21 protein-coding genes are annotated in these 17645 nt (G+C 59.9%); 6 read left to right on the top strand and 15 right to left on the bottom strand.

Annotation, left to right across the window (positions count from 1 at the left end; all coding sequences use genetic code 11):
- Window positions 1-42 precede the first annotated feature (42 nt).
- From glpR to DQ397_RS21645, 3 genes are all read right to left on the bottom strand, one after another.
- The gene (gene glpR / locus DQ397_RS21655) at window positions 43-798 is read right to left on the bottom strand and encodes a DNA-binding transcriptional repressor GlpR (protein ID WP_043206512.1); all 756 of its coding nucleotides are present in this window, start codon (window positions 796-798) and stop codon (window positions 43-45) included.
- 177 nt (window positions 799-975) lie between these two features.
- The gene (gene glpK / locus DQ397_RS21650) at window positions 976-2466 is read right to left on the bottom strand and encodes a glycerol kinase GlpK (RefSeq protein ID WP_043206513.1); all 1491 of its coding nucleotides are present in this window, start codon (window positions 2464-2466) and stop codon (window positions 976-978) included.
- 65 nt (window positions 2467-2531) lie between these two features.
- A complete protein-coding gene (locus tag DQ397_RS21645) occupies window positions 2532-3383 on the bottom strand; it encodes an MIP/aquaporin family protein (protein WP_043206514.1) in 852 nt (283 codons plus the stop codon).
- Window positions 3384-3685: 302 nt separating this feature from the next.
- Here DQ397_RS21645 and ybaK point away from each other — a divergent pair, with 302 nt between their 5' ends.
- Entirely contained in the window at window positions 3686-4156 is a 471-nt protein-coding gene (gene ybaK / locus DQ397_RS21640; protein WP_043206515.1) for a Cys-tRNA(Pro) deacylase, read from the top strand.
- A gap of 79 nt (window positions 4157-4235) precedes the next feature.
- Here the strand turns inward: ybaK and DQ397_RS21635 are convergent, their stop codons facing one another.
- Both DQ397_RS21635 and argF read right to left on the bottom strand, forming a co-directional pair.
- Window positions 4236-5345, bottom strand: a complete 1110-nt coding sequence (locus tag DQ397_RS21635; RefSeq protein WP_043206516.1) for an ABC transporter ATP-binding protein — start codon at window positions 5343-5345, stop codon at window positions 4236-4238.
- Window positions 5342-6262 carry an ornithine carbamoyltransferase gene (argF, locus tag DQ397_RS21630; RefSeq protein WP_043206517.1) on the bottom strand — a complete coding sequence of 307 codons (921 nt, stop codon included), beginning with the start codon at window positions 6260-6262 and terminating at the stop codon, window positions 5342-5344. Before argF ends, DQ397_RS21635 begins: the two co-directional genes overlap by 4 nt.
- Before the next feature lie 421 nt (window positions 6263-6683).
- Between argF and grxD the strand changes: the two genes are divergently transcribed.
- The gene (grxD, locus tag DQ397_RS21625; protein WP_043206518.1) at window positions 6684-7019 is read left to right on the top strand and encodes a Grx4 family monothiol glutaredoxin; all 336 of its coding nucleotides are present in this window, start codon (window positions 6684-6686) and stop codon (window positions 7017-7019) included.
- 104 nt (window positions 7020-7123) lie between these two features.
- On the opposite strand, the gene bfr is transcribed toward grxD, so the two are convergent.
- The gene (gene bfr / locus DQ397_RS21620) at window positions 7124-7597 is read right to left on the bottom strand and encodes a bacterioferritin (protein WP_043206520.1); all 474 of its coding nucleotides are present in this window, start codon (window positions 7595-7597) and stop codon (window positions 7124-7126) included.
- 202 nt (window positions 7598-7799) lie between these two features.
- Window positions 7800-8021 carry a bacterioferritin-associated ferredoxin gene (locus tag DQ397_RS21615; RefSeq protein ID WP_043206521.1) on the bottom strand — a complete coding sequence of 74 codons (222 nt, stop codon included), beginning with the start codon at window positions 8019-8021 and terminating at the stop codon, window positions 7800-7802.
- 212 nt (window positions 8022-8233) lie between these two features.
- On the opposite strand from DQ397_RS21615, the gene DQ397_RS21605 reads away from it, so the two are divergent.
- The gene (locus tag DQ397_RS21605) at window positions 8234-8836 is read left to right on the top strand and encodes a peroxiredoxin (protein ID WP_043206522.1); all 603 of its coding nucleotides are present in this window, start codon (window positions 8234-8236) and stop codon (window positions 8834-8836) included.
- A 61-nt stretch (window positions 8837-8897) separates the two neighbouring features.
- On the opposite strand, the gene rnt is transcribed toward DQ397_RS21605, so the two are convergent.
- Both rnt and pyrC read right to left on the bottom strand, forming a co-directional pair.
- On the bottom strand, window positions 8898-9509 hold the full coding sequence (gene rnt / locus DQ397_RS21600) for a ribonuclease T (protein WP_230387848.1): 612 nt from the start codon (window positions 9507-9509) through the stop codon (window positions 8898-8900).
- A 56-nt stretch (window positions 9510-9565) separates the two neighbouring features.
- Complete coding sequence (gene pyrC, locus DQ397_RS21595) at window positions 9566-10612, bottom strand: dihydroorotase (RefSeq protein ID WP_043213044.1); 1047 nt, start codon at window positions 10610-10612, stop codon at window positions 9566-9568.
- A gap of 130 nt (window positions 10613-10742) precedes the next feature.
- On the opposite strand from pyrC, the gene DQ397_RS21590 reads away from it, so the two are divergent.
- A complete protein-coding gene (locus DQ397_RS21590) occupies window positions 10743-11720 on the top strand; it encodes an OmpA family protein (RefSeq protein WP_043213047.1) in 978 nt (325 codons plus the stop codon).
- 128 nt (window positions 11721-11848) lie between these two features.
- Window positions 11849-13066 carry an argininosuccinate synthase gene (locus tag DQ397_RS21585; protein WP_043213048.1) on the top strand — a complete coding sequence of 406 codons (1218 nt, stop codon included), beginning with the start codon at window positions 11849-11851 and terminating at the stop codon, window positions 13064-13066.
- 57 nt (window positions 13067-13123) lie between these two features.
- On the opposite strand, the gene DQ397_RS21580 is transcribed toward DQ397_RS21585, so the two are convergent.
- Complete coding sequence (locus tag DQ397_RS21580; protein WP_043213051.1) at window positions 13124-13585, bottom strand: hypothetical protein; 462 nt, start codon at window positions 13583-13585, stop codon at window positions 13124-13126.
- Between the two features lie 368 nt (window positions 13586-13953).
- On the opposite strand from DQ397_RS21580, the gene DQ397_RS21575 reads away from it, so the two are divergent.
- Window positions 13954-14586, top strand: coding sequence for a response regulator transcription factor (locus tag DQ397_RS21575; protein WP_043213052.1), 633 nt, complete (start codon window positions 13954-13956; stop codon window positions 14584-14586).
- Window positions 14587-14631: 45 nt separating this feature from the next.
- Here DQ397_RS21575 and DQ397_RS24590 read toward each other — a convergent pair whose 3' ends face one another.
- From DQ397_RS24590 to DQ397_RS21555, 5 genes are all read right to left on the bottom strand, one after another.
- Window positions 14632-14808: a PA3496 family putative envelope integrity protein gene (locus tag DQ397_RS24590; protein ID WP_043213055.1), complete on the bottom strand. Its 177-nt coding sequence runs from the start codon at window positions 14806-14808 to the stop codon at window positions 14632-14634.
- Between the two features lie 104 nt (window positions 14809-14912).
- Window positions 14913-15551 carry an endonuclease III gene (gene nth / locus DQ397_RS21570; protein WP_043213057.1) on the bottom strand — a complete coding sequence of 213 codons (639 nt, stop codon included), beginning with the start codon at window positions 15549-15551 and terminating at the stop codon, window positions 14913-14915.
- 4 nt (window positions 15552-15555) lie between these two features.
- Window positions 15556-16080, bottom strand: a complete 525-nt coding sequence (locus tag DQ397_RS21565; RefSeq protein WP_043213059.1) for a hypothetical protein — start codon at window positions 16078-16080, stop codon at window positions 15556-15558.
- Complete coding sequence (locus DQ397_RS21560; RefSeq protein WP_043213061.1) at window positions 16073-16675, bottom strand: RnfABCDGE type electron transport complex subunit G; 603 nt, start codon at window positions 16673-16675, stop codon at window positions 16073-16075. The genes DQ397_RS21565 and DQ397_RS21560 overlap by 8 nt, the downstream gene beginning before the upstream one ends.
- A complete protein-coding gene (locus DQ397_RS21555; protein WP_148921623.1) occupies window positions 16672-17643 on the bottom strand; it encodes an RnfABCDGE type electron transport complex subunit D in 972 nt (323 codons plus the stop codon). Before DQ397_RS21555 ends, DQ397_RS21560 begins: the two co-directional genes overlap by 4 nt.
- Between the last annotated feature and the right edge of the window lie 2 nt (window positions 17644-17645).

Below are 17645 nucleotides of genomic sequence, written 5' to 3'. Positions count from 1 at the left end.
CTGCAAGGCAGCCCAGGATCTGCTGGATTCCGACGGCCCGGATCAGACGACTTCTAGGCGAATCTTGTGCTGGTTGAGCAATTGGGTGAGGGCGGGGGTTGGGGGCTGGTCGGTCACCAGGCAGTCGACCAGGCTGATCGAACCCAGGCGAACCATGGCATTGCGGCCGAACTTGCTCGAGTCGGCAGCCAGGATGACCTGACGGGCATTGTTGATGATCGCCTGGGAAACCCGTACTTCCTGATAGTCGAAATCGAGCAGGCTGCCATCTTCGTCGATGCCACTGATGCCGACCAGGGCGAAGTCGACCTTGAACTGGTTGATGAAGTCGACGCTTGCCTGGCCCACGACCCCGCCGTCGCGGCGCACGGTGCCGCCAGCCACCAGGACTTCGAAATCGTCCTTGGCGCCGAGTATCGCGGCCACATGCAGATTGTTGGTGATGACCTTGAGATGGTTGTGATTGAGCAGGGCGCGGGCGATCGACTCGGTGGTCGTGCCGATATTGATGAACAGTGAGGCATGATCGGGAATCTGCCGGGCCACGGCTTCGGCGATGCGTTGCTTCTCATCGCGCATCTGGTCTGCACGCATGGCGTAGGCGGTGTTCTCGATGCTCGAATCGTAGGCTGCGCCGCCGTGGTAGCGTCGCAGCAGGTTGCCCTCGGCGAGCTGGTTGATGTCACGGCGGATGGTTTGTGGGGTGACGACGAACAGCTGCGCCATTTCTTCGATGCTGACGTAACCGCGCTCGCGCACCAGTTCGAGGATTTGTTGTTGGCGGGGAGGCAGATTCATGGGCGGTCCTTTGGGGCTGCCGGACAAATTCTGCAATGAAACCAAAGGCGGCTATAAGCTACAAGCTACAAGTTACAAGCCATAAGAAAAAGCAGCGTTCGGTTGGCCGACGTGCCTATGCTTGCAGCTTGCAGCTTGCAGCTTGCAGCTTGCAGCTTGCAGCTTGCAGCTTGCAGCCTACTCTTCCCAGTCGCGGGTGCGCTCCACAGCCTTTTGCCAGCCTTTGTAGAGCTTTTCTTTCTGCGCTTCTTCCAGTTGTGGGCTGAACTCGCGCTCGATGATGGCCTTGTCCCGCAGTTCGTCCAGTCCGCTCCAGAAACCACAGGCCAGGCCTGCCAGGTAGGCTGCGCCCAGGGCTGTGGTTTCGCGCATTTTCGGTCGTTCGACGCAGGTGCCGAGGATATCGGCCTGGAACTGCATGAGGAAGTTATTAGCCACTGCGCCCCCATCGACGCGCAGTTCGCTCAGGCGCTGGCCGCAATCTTGCTGCATGGCATCGAGCACGTCGCGGGTCTGGAAGGCGATCGATTCCAGGGCTGCCCGGATGATGTGATCGACCTTGACACCGCGGGTCAGCCCGAACAGCGCGCCACGGGCATAGGGGTCCCAATAGGGGGCGCCGAGGCCGGTGAAGGCGGGTACCAGATAGACGCCATTGCTGTCCTTGACCTTGCTGGCGAAGTATTCGGTGTCATAGGCATCGTTGACGATCTTCAGCTCGTCGCGCAGCCACTGCACGGTGGAGCCGCCGTTGAACACCGCGCCTTCCAGGGCATAGGCCACTTCCCCCCGCGGGCCGCAGGCGATGGTGGTGAGTAGGCCGTGGGACGACTTCACCGCCTGCTTGCCGGTATTCATCAGCAGGAAGCAGCCCGTGCCGTAGGTGTTCTTGGCCTGACCGGGTTCGACGCACATCTGGCCGAACAGGGCCGATTGCTGGTCGCCGGCGATACCGGCAATGGCGATGCCGCTTTTGGTGTGACCATAGACCTCGGACGATGGGCGTACCTGGGGCAGCATCTGGCGAGGAATACCCAGGATCTGCAGCAGTTGGTCGTCCCATTGCAGGGTATGGATGTTGAACATCAGGGTGCGCGAGGCGTTGGTGTAATCGGTGACATGGACCTTGCCGCCCGAGAATTTCCAGATCAGCCAGGTATCGATGGTGCCGAACAGCAGTTCGCCCCGTTCGGCACGCTCACGGACACCTTCGACGTTGTCGAGGATCCATTTGAGCTTGGTGCCGGAGAAATAGGGGTCGGTGACCAGCCCGGTGGTTTCGCGGATGTACGCCTCATGGCCTTCGCGTTTGAGCTGCTCGCAGATCTCGGTGCTGCGCCGGCACTGCCAGACGATGGCGTTGTACACGGGGCGGCCGGTTTCCTTGTCCCAGACCACAGTGGTTTCACGCTGGTTGGTGATGCCCAGCGCGGCCACCTGGGCATGGCTGATGCCAGCCTGGGCCAGCGCCTCGACCATGGTCGCGCTCTGGGTGGCGAAGATTTCCATCGGGTCGTGCTCGACCCAGCCAGCCTGGGGGTAGTGCTGGGCGAACTCGCGCTGCGAGGTGCCGACCACGTTAGCGTCGCGGTCGAAGATGATGGCCCGCGAACTGGTGGTGCCCTGGTCCAGGGCGATGATGTAGTTCTTGTCCTGGGTATCTGTCATGTCGGTGGCCTTGCACAAAATTGGGGGAAGTCAGGGCTGGTCGGGCAATTGGCCCGGCGGCGGCATCAGGAGACCTGGGTCTTGCCCTGAGGATTATCGTCTGTTTGTAGGTTCGCGGGTTGCACCGTCGGCAAATTGCGGGCGATCAGGCCCCGGTACAGGGCGGCGCCCAGGCAGGCGCCCAGGATCGGTGCGAACACCGGAACCAAAAAGTAGGGGATGTCACGCCCGCCGGTGAAGGCGATTTGGCCCCAGCCAGCCAGGAAGGTCATCAGCTTGGGCCCGAAATCCCGAGCCGGATTCATGGCAAAGCCGGTGAGCGGGCCCATGGCGCTGCCGATCACTGCGATCAGCAAGCCAATCAAGAGCGGTGCCATGGCGCCTCGGGGCAAGCCGTTGTTGTCGTCGGTCAGCGCCATGATCACGGCCATGAGAATGGCGGTAATCACTACTTCGACCACTACGGCCTGGGCAATGGACAGAGACGGGTGTGGATAGGTGGAGAACACCGAGGCCAGCTCCAGACTGGCCTGGCTGCCACGAACCATCGCGTGGGTCTGTTCGAATTCGAAGAACAGGTTGCTGTACAGCGTGTAGACCAGCGCTGCGGCACAGAAGGCGCCACAGACTTGGGCGAGGATGTAGAAGGGCAGTTTGCGCTTGTCGAAATCGGCGAACAGGCTCAAGGCAATGCTCACGGCGGGGTTCAAGTGAGCCCCTGAAATGCCGGCGGTGAGGTAGATCGCCATGCTGACGCCAATGCCCCAGATGATGCTGATCTCCCAGAGGCCGAAACTGGCACCCGCGACCTTGAGAGCGGCGACGCAACCGGTACCGAAGAAGATGAGCAAGGCGGTGCCGAGGAACTCGGCCAGGCATTGGCTTGAAAGGGTGGGTTGTCGTAGAGCAGTCGTCATGTGAAACCTCGTTTCTTGTTGTTGTGAGGCACTGGGCGCTCGACAAAAGGCTCGGTGTCTATCCCCATAAACCCCGGGCGAATGTAGGAAACGCACCTTTAAAGGGCGCCATTTATTCAAAAACGAAAAAATATAGACAAGAAACGCTGATGTCAAAGGTCGAAAGTGAACCGTCATTCACAATCTGACTGCCTGTATCAAGCGTGAATCCGCGAGCCAGACACGGTGGAGCTCGGTTCGCTGGTCGCTCTGTGGGATTTGCCCTAAAGTAGCCGGCGACTTGCCATCGACTGGAGCCGTACATGACCCCCGCCCTCGATCTTTTGAAGAAGGCGCGTGCCGAACACCGCGTGCACAGCTACGAACATGACCCCAAGGCGGCCTCCTACGGCTTGGAGGCCGCAGAGAAGCTAGGGCTCGACCCGCAGCGGGTGTTCAAGACCCTGTTGGCCAGCAGTGAAAAAGGTGAATTGCTGGTGGCAGTGGTGCCCGTGGGAGGTACGCTGGATTTGAAGGCGTTGGCCCATGCGGCAGGGGTGAAGAAGTGTGAGATGGCCGACCCGGTGGCGGCGCAGCGTGTCACGGGCTACCTGGTGGGTGGGATCAGCCCGCTGGGCCAGAAGAAGCGCCTGCGTACTTTCATCGACGATTCTGCGCAGCAGTTCGAGAGCATCCATGTGAGCGCCGGGCGACGCGGGCTTGAGGTGGAGCTGGCGGCGGCGGTGCTGGCCGAGCACACCCAAGGGAAGTTCGCCGGGATCGGGCGAGGCTGAACCCTAGCGGATTGGATGGAGGGAAGCAGGTGCTCCGGACAATCAGGAATGGGCCGCCCAGCGGCCCTTGTCGGGTGGCTCAGGTTGCCGAGCTGTATCGGCGAACCCCGTTCTCCTGACGTGGCAACTGCGCCGCCACGCTGCCTGGTACCGGGAAAAGTACCAGGTGATCTGCTGCCACGCTGATGCCGACATCCTGACCGACCTGATGGTCGATATGGCTCGGGAAGATCGCCTCGAGCTGGCTACCGGTGGGCAGCTGCAGGCGATACAGCGTCGACGCGCCGAGGAAGCTTTTGCCGATGATGGTTGCCCGCAAATCGCTGTCCGGCGCGTGGATGATGTCATCCGGACGCAACAGTACGTCCACCGAGCTGCCCAGCGCCATGGTGTAGGCACGATTGCCGCGCAACTCACCCAGTTCGGTATTGACCGCATCATGGCTGCTCATCTGGCCACGGATGAAGTAGCCCTGGCCGATGAAGCTGGCGACGAACGGCGTCTGCGGTTCGTGATAGAGGTTGTAAGGGGTATCCCACTGCTCCAGGCGGCCTTCTTTGAACACGCCCACGTGATCGCTCACGGCGAAGGCTTCCTCCTGATCGTGGGTAACCAGGATGGCGCTGGTGCCGCGGCTCTTGAGGATATCGCGCACCTCATGGCTCAGGCGCCGGCGCAGCTCCACGTCCAGGTTGGAGAAGGGCTCGTCAAGCAGCAACAACTGGGGTTCCGGCGCCAAAGCCCGGGCTAGGGCGACCCGTTGCTGCTGGCCGCCGGACAGCTCGTGGGGGTAACGACTACCCAGGCCGCTGAGCTTGACCAGCTCCAGCATTTCGTCGACCACCTCGCCCTGACGGGGATGCTTCCCGATACCGAAGGCGATGTTCTGCGCGACGGTCAAATGGGGGAACAGTGCATAGTCCTGAAATACCATGCCAATGCGGCGTTTCTCCGGCGCCAGGGTGAAGCCTGCGCGGGAGATGACCTCGCCGGCCAGCTGGATCTCGCCCTCATGCACCGGCTCGAAACCGGCGATGGCGCGCAGTGTGGTGGTCTTGCCGCAGCCTGAAGACCCCAGCAGGCAACCGATGTCGCCTGCATTGAGGTGCAGATTTAGGTTCTGGACGATGCGCTGGTCGCCATAGCCACAGGCCAGGTTGCGCAGGTTAAGCAGTAGCGGATGACTCATGCGTGGTGGTAAGCCGGTTCTACAAGGAATTCCAGAAGGGCCTTCTGCGCATGCAGGCGGTTTTCAGCCTGGTCCCAGGCGACCGAACGTGGGTCGTCGAGCAGGTCCTGGCTGATTTCCTCGCCACGGTGGGCGGGCAGGCAATGCATGAACAGGGCGTCGGGTGCCGCCAGGTCGAGCAGTTCGCGGGTGACCTGGTAGGGCGCGAAATGCGCCAGGCGCCGTGCAGTTTCCTCCTCCTGGCCCATGGAAGTCCAGACATCGGTGGTCACAAGGTGTGCACCGCGCACGGCTTCTTTGGGGTCGCGGACGATGGTCACGCGATCGCCACCCAGTTGGAGGAAGCGCGGATCGGGCTCATAGCCTTCCGGGCAGGCGATGCGCAGTTGGAAGTCGAATTGGTGGGCGGCTTCGATATAGGAGTTGCACATGTTGAAGCCATCGCCGATCCAGGCCACGGTCTTGCCCTGGATCGAGCCGCGGTGCTCGAGGAAGGTCTGCATGTCGGCCAGCAACTGGCACGGGTGCGACTCGTCGGACAGGGCGTTGATCACCGGGACGCGCGAATAAGCGGCGAATTCGGTCAGGGTGCTGTGGGCGTGGGTGCGGATCATCACCACGTCAAGCATGCTCGACAGGACGATGGCGCTGTCGCTGATCGGCTCGCCACGACCCAGTTGGGTGTCACGCGGCGAAAGGAAGATCGCCTGGCCGCCCAGTTGGATCATGCCAGCCTCGAAGGAGACACGGGTACGGGTCGAGGATTTTTCGAAGATCATCCCCAGTACGCGATTCTTCAGTGGCTCGAACAGCACGCCTCGTTTGCGCAGATCCTTCAGCTCGATGCCTCGGCGGATCACACCGAGCAATTCGTCGGTGGTGAAATCCAGCAGGGAGAGAAAGTGCCTAGCGCTCATGATTGACTACCTTATCTGCAACGGTTTGCAGGTCGACCGTATGGTTTTGTTGACAACGGGAGTGACCTGCGGCGTAAGCCGCACGAGGCGGACGGAATAGGGGAAGGCGCAATACTATAATTAAATGTCGCCTCAAACCAAGAGGGGAAACAGCTGCTCTATTACTGCGGGTGTCATAACCCTTTGTAGGGCTGCTGTTTTTTATTTTCTACAGGGGTTGTACACGGCTTGCCGGCGGTTTGGCAAACCCCTTGTCGCGAATCGCGTGCCACAGGTCGGAGGATGTTCAAAGCATTGCGCGGCGTCGATACCTATGTGAAGGCCGCTGTGGTGCCGGCAAGGCCGAGCATGCTGCTCGGCTTTCCGTTACAATGCGTCACCGTGCCGACGATTGCGTCGGAAAGTTCAGCCGAGGTGCTTCATGGATATCATCGAAACAATCAAAGAGCAGATCGCCAACAACACCATTCTGCTTTACATGAAAGGCTCGCCGAATGCCCCGCAGTGCGGCTTCTCGGCGCGCGCTGCGCAGGCCGTGATGGGTTGTGGCGAGAAGTTTGCCTACGTCGACATCCTGCAGAACCCGGAAATCCGCGCCAACCTGCCCAAGTACGCCAACTGGCCAACCTTCCCGCAACTGTGGGTCGGTGGTGAGCTGGTCGGCGGCAGCGACATCATGCTCGAAATGTTCGAGAAGGGTGAGCTGCAAACCTTGATCAAGGAAGCCGCCGCCAAGGCCAAGGCCTCCGAAGCCTGATCTTGCCGCCAGCCCCGCGATAGAGCAATCCGGCGGGGCTGACAAGGTTTGACAGGTATGAAAAAGCCCCGCATATGGCGGGGCTTTTTCGTTGCTGGCGAAACTTATTCTTCGCCCATCTGCGATTGCAGGTAGTTCTCGATACCAATTTTTTCGATCAGACCCAATTGGGTTTCCAGCCAATCGATGTGTTCTTCCTCGGACTCGAGGATATCCTCGAGCAGGTCGCGAGAGCCGAAGTCGCCTGCGGTCTCGCAGTGGGCGATCGCAGCCTTAAGGTCGGCCAAGCCCTTCTGCTCGATCTTCAGATCGCATTCGAGCATTTCCTTGGTGTGTTCGCCGATCAGCAACTTGCCCAGGTCCTGAACGTTGGGGATGCCTTCGAGGAAGAGAATACGCTTGATCAGTTTATCAGCGTGCTTCATCTCATCGATGGACTCCTTGTACTCGTGCTTGCCGAGTTTGTTCAGGCCCCAGTCTTCATACATACGTGCGTGCAGGAAGTACTGGTTGATTGCGACCAGCTCGTTTCCGAGGATCTTGTTGAGATGCTGGATGACGCTTACGTCGCCTTTCATGTCGGGTTCCTGCCCTTGTTGAAGTGTGTCAATACAAGAAGTCTGATCCCGCCAACGGCCTCTGTCAAACCTAAGTAATTGAATAGTAAGTGAAAATTAATAGAAATAAGAATGTTTGTGAACCGCGTTAGGACGCTAACTTCTTGAATTCTGGGCATAAAAAAACCGGACACTGGGTCCGGTTCTTCTTGATTGGGTGTGTTCAGGCCGCGTTGAATTCAACAGGGTAGGGCAGGGCAGCGTGCTGGGTGGCCTGAAGTTCAGTCAACGTCTCGCGAACGACCTGCTTGGCAAGGCAGGCGCATTTGCCGCACTGGCTGGCCACGTTGGTGGCGGCTCGGACTTCCTTGTAGCTGCAGCATCCTTCATAGATCGCATCGCGGATCTGTCCGTCGGTGACGCCGACACAAAGACACACATACATAGGGGAGACCATCGCTGGTTAGGCTCGATGGGTTGGAGCTTAATGGTAATGAGAATGCGTGTCAAAGAACTTTCGGTAAGCGTCCGTCTAGAGCGACCGGTGGTTGGATTCGGCCTGTCACCAGAAGCCGTGTATGATGGGCGACCTTTGCTGGATGCCGGGCGGCCCGCCCACCCAGGCATCGGTATTTCACCACCCTCAGGAGATCACGAATGAGCGTACTCGTTGGTAAACAAGCCCCTGACTTCACCGTTCCAGCTGTGCTGGGCAACGGCGAGATCGTCGACAGCTTCAACCTGGCTTCGGCCATCAAAGGCAAGTACGGCCTGGTATTCTTCTACCCGCTGGACTTCACCTTTGTCTGCCCGTCCGAGCTGATCGCCCTGGACCACCGCATCCCTGACTTCCAGGCGCGCGGCGTGGAAGTGATCGGCGTGTCGATCGACTCGCACTTCACCCACAACGCCTGGCGTAACACCCCAGTCGACAAAGGCGGCATCGGCCAGGTCAAGTACACCTTGGCAGCTGACATCGCCCACGACATCTGCAAGGCTTACGACGTCGAATCCGAAGGCGGCGTGGCCTTCCGTGGCGCCTTCCTGATCGACAAGAACGGCGTTGTCCGTTCGCAGATCGTCAACGACCTGCCTCTGGGCCGTAACATGGACGAATTGCTGCGCCTGGTCGATGCTCTGCAATTCCACGAAGAGCACGGCGAAGTGTGCCCGGCCAACTGGAAGAAAGGCGACAAAGGCATGACCGCTTCGCCAGAGGGCGTTGCTGCCTACCTGAGCGAGAACGCTGGCAAGCTGTAATTGCCAAGCGCATAAAAAAACCGGCCTTCGTGGCCGGTTTTTTTATGCGTCGGATTTGAGCTCAATCGTTGAAGTCGCGCCAGCCGCCCATTTCCTTCCAGCGGTTGACGATGCCGCAGAACAGCTCGGCGGTCTTCTCCGTATCGTAGCGGGCCGAGTGGGCCTCGCGGCCGTCGAAGTCGATGTCGGCGCTCTGGCAGGCCCGTGCGAGTACGGTCTGGCCGTAGGCCAGGCCCGCCAGAGTGGCCGTGTCGAAGCTGGAGAATGGGTGGAACGGATTGCGCTTGAGGTCGGTGCGCGCCACCGCGGCATTAAGGAAGTTCAGGTCGAAGCTGCTGTTGTGCCCGACCAGGATAGCCCGTTTGCAGCCATTGGCCTTCAACGCCTTGCGCACGCCGCGGAAGATGTCGGTGAGCGCCGTTTCCTCGCTCACCGCCATGCGCAGCGGATGGTCCAGCTTGATGCCAGTGAATTCCAGGGCTGCCGGCTCGATGTTGGCCCCTTCGAAAGGCTCGACCCGATAGAAGTAGGTGTGCTCCGGGAACAGGAAGCCCTTTTCGTCCATGCCGATGGTGACTGCGGCGATTTCCAGCAAGGCATCGGTCGCACTATTGAAACCGCCGGTTTCAACGTCCACCACGACGGGCAGGTAACCGCGGAAACGCTCGGCCATCGGATGGCGAGCGCCGCTGCCTTGACCTTCCTGGTCTTCTTCGTAGAACGCTTCGCTCACGCCTGACCCTCCAGCAGACGCCAGCGCAGCTTCTCGCCTGCGCGCAGGGGGATCACGGTATTGTCGCCCAGTGGCAGGCTGTCCGGGGCAGTCCACTCCTCGCGTACCAGGGTAATGGTGTCGGTGTTCGCTGGCAGGCCATAGAAGGCCGGGCCGTGGAGGCTGGCGAAGCCTTCGAGCTTGTCCAGCGCATTACGTTGCTCGAACGCCTCGGCATACAGCTCGATGGCGGCATAGGCGGTGTAGCAGCCGGCGCAACCGCAGGCGGCTTCCTTGGCATGACGGGCGTGCGGTGCCGAGTCGGTCCCCAGGAAGAACTTGCTGTTGCCGCTGGTGGCCGCATCCAGCAAGGCCACCTGGTGGGTGTTGCGCTTGAGGATCGGCAGGCAGTAGAAGTGCGGACGGATACCGCCCACCAGCATGTGGTTGCGGTTGTACAGCAAATGCTGGGCAGTGATGGTCGCGCCGACGTTGGCCGGGGCCTGCAGGACGAACTGCGCGGCATCGGCGGTGGTGATGTGCTCGAACACCACTTTCAGGGTCGGGAAACGCTCGACCAGGCGAACCAGGTGCTCGTCGATGAAGCGCTTCTCACGGTCGAACACATCGACCTCGGGGCGGGTCACCTCTCCGTGCACCAGCAGCGGCATGCCGGTCTCGGCCAGGGCTTCGAGCGCTGGTGTGATGTTGTCCAGGCTGGTCACCCCCGAGTCGGAGTTGGTCGTGGCGCCGGCCGGGTACATTTTGGCGGCATACACGAATCCGCTGGCCTTGGCCGCGCGGATGTCCTCGGCGCTGGTTCGGTCGGTGAGGTACAGCACCATCAAAGGCTCGAATCGGCTGCCGGCCGGACGTGCGGCCAGGATGCGCTCACGATACGCTCCGGCCTCGGTGGCAGTGCGGACCGGTGGGACGAGATTGGGCATGATGATGGCGCGGGCGAAGGTGCGCGCCACGTCGCCAACGGTGTGGGGCAGGACGGCACCATCGCGCAGATGGATGTGCCAGTCGTCGGGGCGCAGGAGGGTCAGGCGATCGGACATTGGGGATTCCAGGCGGGTCGAACTCGTGTGCCAATGCTACCGGAAAACCCTCGTTCGAGCACGGCTATCAAGTTTTCCTGCCAGCGTCCGATAGCTTGCAGGTAAGCCGTCAGAATCAATGGAGCCGCCCGTGCGCCAGCGTTACCTAGCCCTGTTCATCCTGTTTGCCAGCCTGCCGGCCGGGGCATTGACCTTCCAGACTCGCGTGGAGAACGTTACCTGGAACGTCGAAGGGGATCAGTTCGAGTGCCGCCTTGTCCAGCCGATCGACGGTTTCGGTAGTGGCGAGTTCGTGCGTCGGGCCGGTGAGCAGCCGATCTTCCAATTGCGTTCGGACACCAACGCACTGGGAGCCGGCGGTGCGACTTTGCTGGCGGCAGCGGCGCCTTGGCAACCAGGTCGCGGTGATATCAATCTCGGCTCAGTGCGCATGGGCCGCACGGGGGTGTTGTTCACCTCGTCCCAGGGCCAGGCCAGCCGACTGATCAATGGCCTGCTCGATGGTCGCAGCACGGTGGTGCGCAACTACACGGGCGAAGCTGGCAGGCCCATGGAAGTGCGTGTGCTGCCTGTGAGTTTCGCCAAGGCTTACAGCGACTACCAGGTGTGCGCCAGCAAATTGCTGCCAATGAACTTCGACCAGATTCGCCAGACGCAGGTGAGCTTCCCCCGTGGGATCGAGCTGGACAGTGCTGCCAGGGCGCGACTGGATGTGATCCTCGATTACCTCAAGGCCGACCCTTCGGTGAATCACATCGAGCTCGATGGCCATTCCGACAACAGCGGCAATCGGCTGACCAACCGCGACACGTCGAGGCGCCGGGCCCTGGCGGTCGCCGATTACCTCAAGGCCCATGGTGTGCCCCAGGAGCAGATCACCGTGCGCTTCCACGGCGAGCGATACCCGCTCGCGCGCAACAACAGTGCCGCCAACCGGGCGCGCAACCGCCGGGTGAGCATCCAGCTGGATCGCGTCGCGCCGGTGGAAAAACCCGTGGAAGCCCCCACCGACAAGCCCGCTGGCCAACCGCCAGCGACGCCTCCCGCCACCGCCCCAGCGACCCCGGCTGCTGCCGTGGCTGGCCCACGCACGGGTAAAGCTGTCTGAATGCGACCGCTGGTCGCGGTCTTGACTGTTCCTGTCGCTTTGTCGTCACAAGCTGTCGCCCCATTGTAAATATTTCAATGGGGCCGGTAGAATCAACCGCTTTCCGTACAACCCCGTGGAGTGATGGCATGGCGGACGTAAAAAAGGTCGTACTGGCGTATTCCGGCGGCCTTGATACTTCGGTGATTCTCAAGTGGCTGCAGGATACCTACAACTGCGAAGTGGTGACTTTCACCGCTGACCTGGGGCAGGGCGAAGAGGTCGAACCGGCCCGCGCCAAGGCTCAGGCGATGGGCGTGAAAGAAATCTACATCGATGACCTGCGCGAAGAATTCGTGCGTGATTTCGTTTTCCCGATGTTCCGCGCCAACACCGTCTACGAAGGCGAGTACCTGCTGGGTACGTCCATCGCCCGTCCGCTGATCGCCAAGCGTCTGATCGAAATCGCCAACGAAACCGGCGCCGATGCCATTTCCCACGGTGCCACCGGCAAGGGTAACGACCAAGTGCGCTTCGAGCTGGGCGCCTATGCGCTCAAACCAGGCGTAAAGGTCATTGCACCCTGGCGTGAGTGGGATCTGCTGTCCCGCGAGAAGCTGATGGACTACGCCGAAAAGCACGGCATTCCGATCGAGCGCCACGGCAAGAAGAAATCGCCGTACTCGATGGACGCCAACCTGCTGCACATCTCCTACGAAGGCGGTGTCCTGGAAGATACCTGGACCGAGCACGAGGAAGACATGTGGCGCTGGAGCGTGTCTCCGGAAAACGCCCCGGATCAGCCTACCTACATCGAGCTGACCTACCGCAATGGTGACATCGTCGCCATCGACGGCGTCGAAATGACCCCCGCCACCGTACTGGCCGAGCTTAACCGTATCGGCGGTGCCAACGGCATCGGTCGCCTGGACATCGTCGAGAACCGCTACGTGGGCATGAAGTCCCGCGGTTGCTACGAAACCCCTGGCGGCACCATCATGCTCAAGGCTCACCGTGCCATCGAGTCGATCACCCTGGACCGCGAAGTCGCTCACCTGAAAGATGAGCTGATGCCGAAGTATGCCAGCCTGATCTACACCGGCTATTGGTGGAGCCCGGAGCGTCTGATGCTGCAGCAGATGATCGACGCTTCCCAGGTCAACGTTAACGGTGTCGTTCGCCTGAAACTGTACAAGGGCAACGTGATTGTCGTAGGGCGCAAGTCGGACGATTCGTTGTTCGATGCCAACATCGCGACCTTCGAGGAAGATGGCGGTGCCTACAACCAGGCCGATGCCGCGGGCTTCATCAAGCTCAACGCCCTGCGTATGCGCATTGCAGCCAACAAGGGCCGTTCGCTGCTCTGATCTTTGCGAGCGCCTCGAAAACCCCGGCCGTGTGCCGGGGTTTTTTTTGCCTGGATTTCAGGGCTGCTCACGTTTTTCGTTTGTGCCCTCGACATTGATCGAGAGATGGATGCGAACACCGGTCTCGAGGTTTTCGAGAACCCAACTGCGAGGGAGCGTATGAGGTTGGTTGAGAGCACGCAGAATGTGGGGTTCGACGATCTTGCGCGTGTCTGGGCCGGAAAGGGTGATGCTCAGGGGCTGTTCTGGCGAGACGTGTTCAGGAGGGGATGAAAGGGAACTCTGAGGGTCGGTCTTTTCTGCCGTCTCCGGTAGGGGAGGTTGATACAAAGATTGATTGTTGAAGTTCAAGGTCAGGAAAAACAGCATAGTCAGGAAGAAGGGAAAGCCTACCAGGAACCACGTGTAGATTTCCTGACTGTTCTCACTGAGAAAAGGCAACGTCGCCAGCGCAGAAGCTTCGATGATGCCTGCAAAGATGGCGATGATAGCCAAGGGGCTGATGGAGTCTGTTTGCATGGTGCTTGCCCACGAATGTTTGCCTATCTCTCGCCTGTTTTGAGCCTGATGAAAAGATAGAGCTGTTTCCCGTGGAAGCGACATGACGCTTTCATGTCATCTGCATTTTTCTAAAGTTACCCCGCCTGAATCGAGAATTCCTTCAAGTTAGAAGCGTTATGGAAGTGGGGTTTTATATTGCTTATTGTTAGTTTTATAGGCGGCGCCTGGGTGCAAAAGTTTTAAGTAACTAGGCTTGTAGGAAAATTCTTTAATTTATGTAGGGGCTCTCTCTGCTTGGTGATGAGCGGCAATTCGCTGCGCCATAAGGCAGTCAGCTCGGTTATCGTAATGCTTTGGAGTTGTAATAGTGAACCAATGGATGCCGCATGAATAAAGTGCTTATCGTGGATGATCATCCGGTAATTCGTCTGGCCGTACGCATGCTGATGGAACGGCACGGGTACGACGTGGTGGCGGAAACCGACAATGGTGTGGATGCCTTGCAATTGATCCGGGAGCACCTTCCGGACATCGTGATACTCGATATAGGTATTCCGAAGCTGGATGGGCTGGAAGTCATCGGCCGTATGGCATGCATCAGTCCAGGCAGCAAAGTGTTAGTACTGACCTCGCAGGCGGCGGGACATTTTTCGATGCGTTGCATGCAGGCCGGTGCTGCCGGGTATGTGTGCAAGCAGCAAGACCTGACGGAGTTGCTCAGTGCGATCAAGGCCGTGTTGTCTGGATACAGCTATTTCCCCAATCAGGCGCTGCACAAAGCTCGTGGATGCGTGAAGGGCGGCAGCGAGGAGGAAATGGTCCAGCGCCTCTCCGGCAGAGAGGTGATGGTGTTGAAGGAGCTGGCCAGCGGCAAGAGCAACAAAGAAATCGCCGACAGCATGTTCCTCAGCAACAAGACGGTGAGCACTTACAAGACGCGTCTATTACTCAAGCTCAATGCCCATTCGCTGGTCGACCTCATCGAGCTCGCCCAGCGCCATGGCTTATCCCGTCCCTGAAACACGAAGCCTCGGCAAGGGAGGCTATCTAGGATATCCGACCCGTCATAGGTCGTAATCAAAATCGGCGAGTTGCTTTTGCAAACGCCGCTCCTCGAGAAGGTTGTCGATGGTGCGGCGCTTGCTCAAATTGGTCTTTGCAGGTTCCACCTGAGGCTCTGCGTCGTCTTCCGAGGTGGAAAATTCATCGTCGATTGACAGCTCGTCTTTATCGGTACTCATGAGTCACTCCAAGCCAAGGGGCCGTTGGCCGTCCTTATAGCGAGAAACCCGATTCCGGTAAAAAAGATTTTTTCAATCGTGTAGAACCCTTTCTTTCTATTGCATCAATCGTCAGAAGTCTTGTGTTTGTACTCGCACAAGTCTTCGATTCGACAGCTGCCACAGCGAGGCTTGCGCGCCTGGCATACATAGCGACCATGAAGGATCAACCAGTGATGAGCGTCGAGCAGGTAGTCTCGGGGCACGAACTTCATGAGTTTCTTTTCTACCTCCAGCACCGTCTTGCCAGGGGCGATGCCGGTGCGGTTGCTGACCCGGAAAATATGCGTATCAACCGCCATGGCGGGCTGACGGAAAGCGGTATTGAGCACTACGTTCGCGGTTTTGCGACCCACACCCGGCAGTGCTTCCAAAGCTTCACGAGTTTGTGGCACTTCGCTGCCGTGGTGCTCAATCAGCAAGCGACAGGTTTCGATGACATTCTTGGCTTTGCTGTTGTAGAGGCCGATGGTCTTGATGTATTCGCTAAGCCCTTCGACACCCAGTGCGTAGATCGCCTCGGGGGTATTGGCCACCGGATACAGGCGAGCGGTGGCCTTGTTGACGCTGACGTCCGTTGCCTGGGCGGACAGGATTACGGCGATCAGCAATTCGAAGGGCGTAGTGTAGGCCAGTTCGGTTTTCGGATCGGGATTGTCTTCGTGCAGCCTGCGAAAGATCTCCAGGCGTTTGGCAGCATTCATGGGCTCAACGGCTTCCTTGACAACGTGAGGGGGCAGCCCCCGGATGCAGGCGATTGTACAGGGCCAGCAGCAGGCCAAGCAGCATCAACCCCCCAGGCACAAGGCCCGCCAAATGAAGACCTGGCCCTGTTGCCAGCCATTGACGACAGGCGCCAAGCAGTACGCATAGCATTGACAGAGCGCTCATGTGAACCGCGAGATAGCGCCACCGCCCCGTGGTGGGGAGCAGGTAATCCACCGCGAGGCTCTGCACGCTCAGCAAGACCGGGTAATGGCCGAGCGCCAGGGCCAGGGGTAGCGCCCAAGCGTTCAAACTTAATTGCAGGCAACTGGCCAAACCGGCGAGCAGCAGCAGGCTGGCCAGCAAACGGGGGAGGCCAGCCAGAGTTTTGCGCAGAGGGATCATCAAGACCTGATGAGTGATGATCATCCCGGCCGCGCAAAGGCCGATCATTATCCCTTGCGCCAGGGTCGAGGTCGCACCGACCAACGACACCACGCTCACCCCCAGCAATCCGAACCTATTCATGTGCACTTTCCTCCAGCAATGCGGTTCGATGGGTGTCGAAATAGCGCAATGCGTCCTGCAGGGCGTCGATTACCGCGCGTGAGGTGACGGTAGCGCCTGCCAGCTGGTCGAAGTCCCCTTGATCACGTTTCAATGCCCATCGGCTGGTCTGGGCGTGGCCTGAAAATTGCTCCAACCAGTGCACCGCAGGGTCGATCAGCCGCGCCCCCAGTCCAGGGCTTTCCTGTTGTTCCAGTACTCGGATGCCCAGCAGACGCCCATCGGGAGCGATCGCGATTGCCAAGATTATCGGGCCGGCATAACCCTGGACCTGACTGCGCAGCAAGATGGCGCTTGGGCTTGCGCCCAATGTGGCACGGTAGCCGGCGAGTAACTCGCTATGGGGCAGACGGGTATCGCGCAGGGCGAGGGGCGCTTGCAGGGGCTGGTTGTCATAGCTGCTGTCAGGAAGCACCGAAAGCCATTGACGGCTTTGCAGCTGTTGCTCGGCTTGCTTGATGGCCGAGAGCGTCCAATGCCTCCAGATCAATGTCATGCCCAGTGACAAGGCGCCGACCACGACAAACAACAGGACACCACGCGCTATACGGTTCATGGGGCGGCCTGCGTGAGACGTGCGGCGTATCGTTCCAGAGCCGGCACGGCAAGGTTCATCAGCAAGATGGCGAACGCGGTACCGTCGGGGTAGCTACCCCAGGTTCGGATCAAGTAGATGAGCAGCCCAGTGCCGAAACCGAACAGTAGCCGCGCCGGAGGACTCTTGGGGCCTGACACAGGCTCAGTGGCGATGAAGAATGCGGCCAGCATGGTCGAGCCGGAAAACCAGTGCAGCAGCGGCGAGCCATTGGAGTCGGAACCTGATCCGTTCCAGCACAGCAGGCTGAACAGGAACAATCCGCCGAGCAAGCCTGCCGGCGTGTGCCAACTGATGACCTTGCGCTGAAGCAGAAACAGCCCGCCCACCAAAAAACCGACATTCACCCATTCGCTGCTTCGACCTCCAATCGCGCCGAATCCAGGGTGCTGGGCGAACAGTTCATCGATGGTCAGGCTGCGATTGTGGCGCAGGCCATCGAGCACTGTCGGGGTAGCCCAGGCGTCGATATTTCCGGTGCTGGCCCAAAGGCTGTGCAGGCTTTCCATGAGCCCGGGCGAGTGGCCCGGCCATTGGTTCATCTGTAGGGGGAAGCTCAGGAGCACGAAGGCATAACCGACCATCGCGGGGTTGAAGGGGTTGCGGCCGACCCCGCCAAAAGCGTGCTTGCCAACGCCGATGGCGACGCTTGTGGCGATGACCGGCAACCACCAAGGCGCATGGGGGGGGAGTGAGGCGGCCAGCAGTACGGCGGTTACCAATGCGCTTGCATCGGCCAACGCCGGTTGCGCAGGTTGGCTGCGCAGGGCCAGGAGTAACGCTTCGCAGGCCAGCGCAGTGCTTGCGCAAAACAGCAAGTTGAACAGTACGCCCCAGCCGTGCAGCCAAAGCAGCCCTAGCAAGCCTGGCACACAGGCCAGCAGCACTTGGCCCATGGCGCTGCGCAAGCGCGGATCAGGCGCGGGCATGA

Source organism: Pseudomonas sp. CK-NBRI-02 (assembly GCF_008124495.1).
GTDB classification, from domain to species: domain Bacteria; phylum Pseudomonadota; class Gammaproteobacteria; order Pseudomonadales; family Pseudomonadaceae; genus Aquipseudomonas; species Aquipseudomonas guariconensis.
This window is presented reverse-complemented; position numbering and strand designations above follow the sequence as displayed.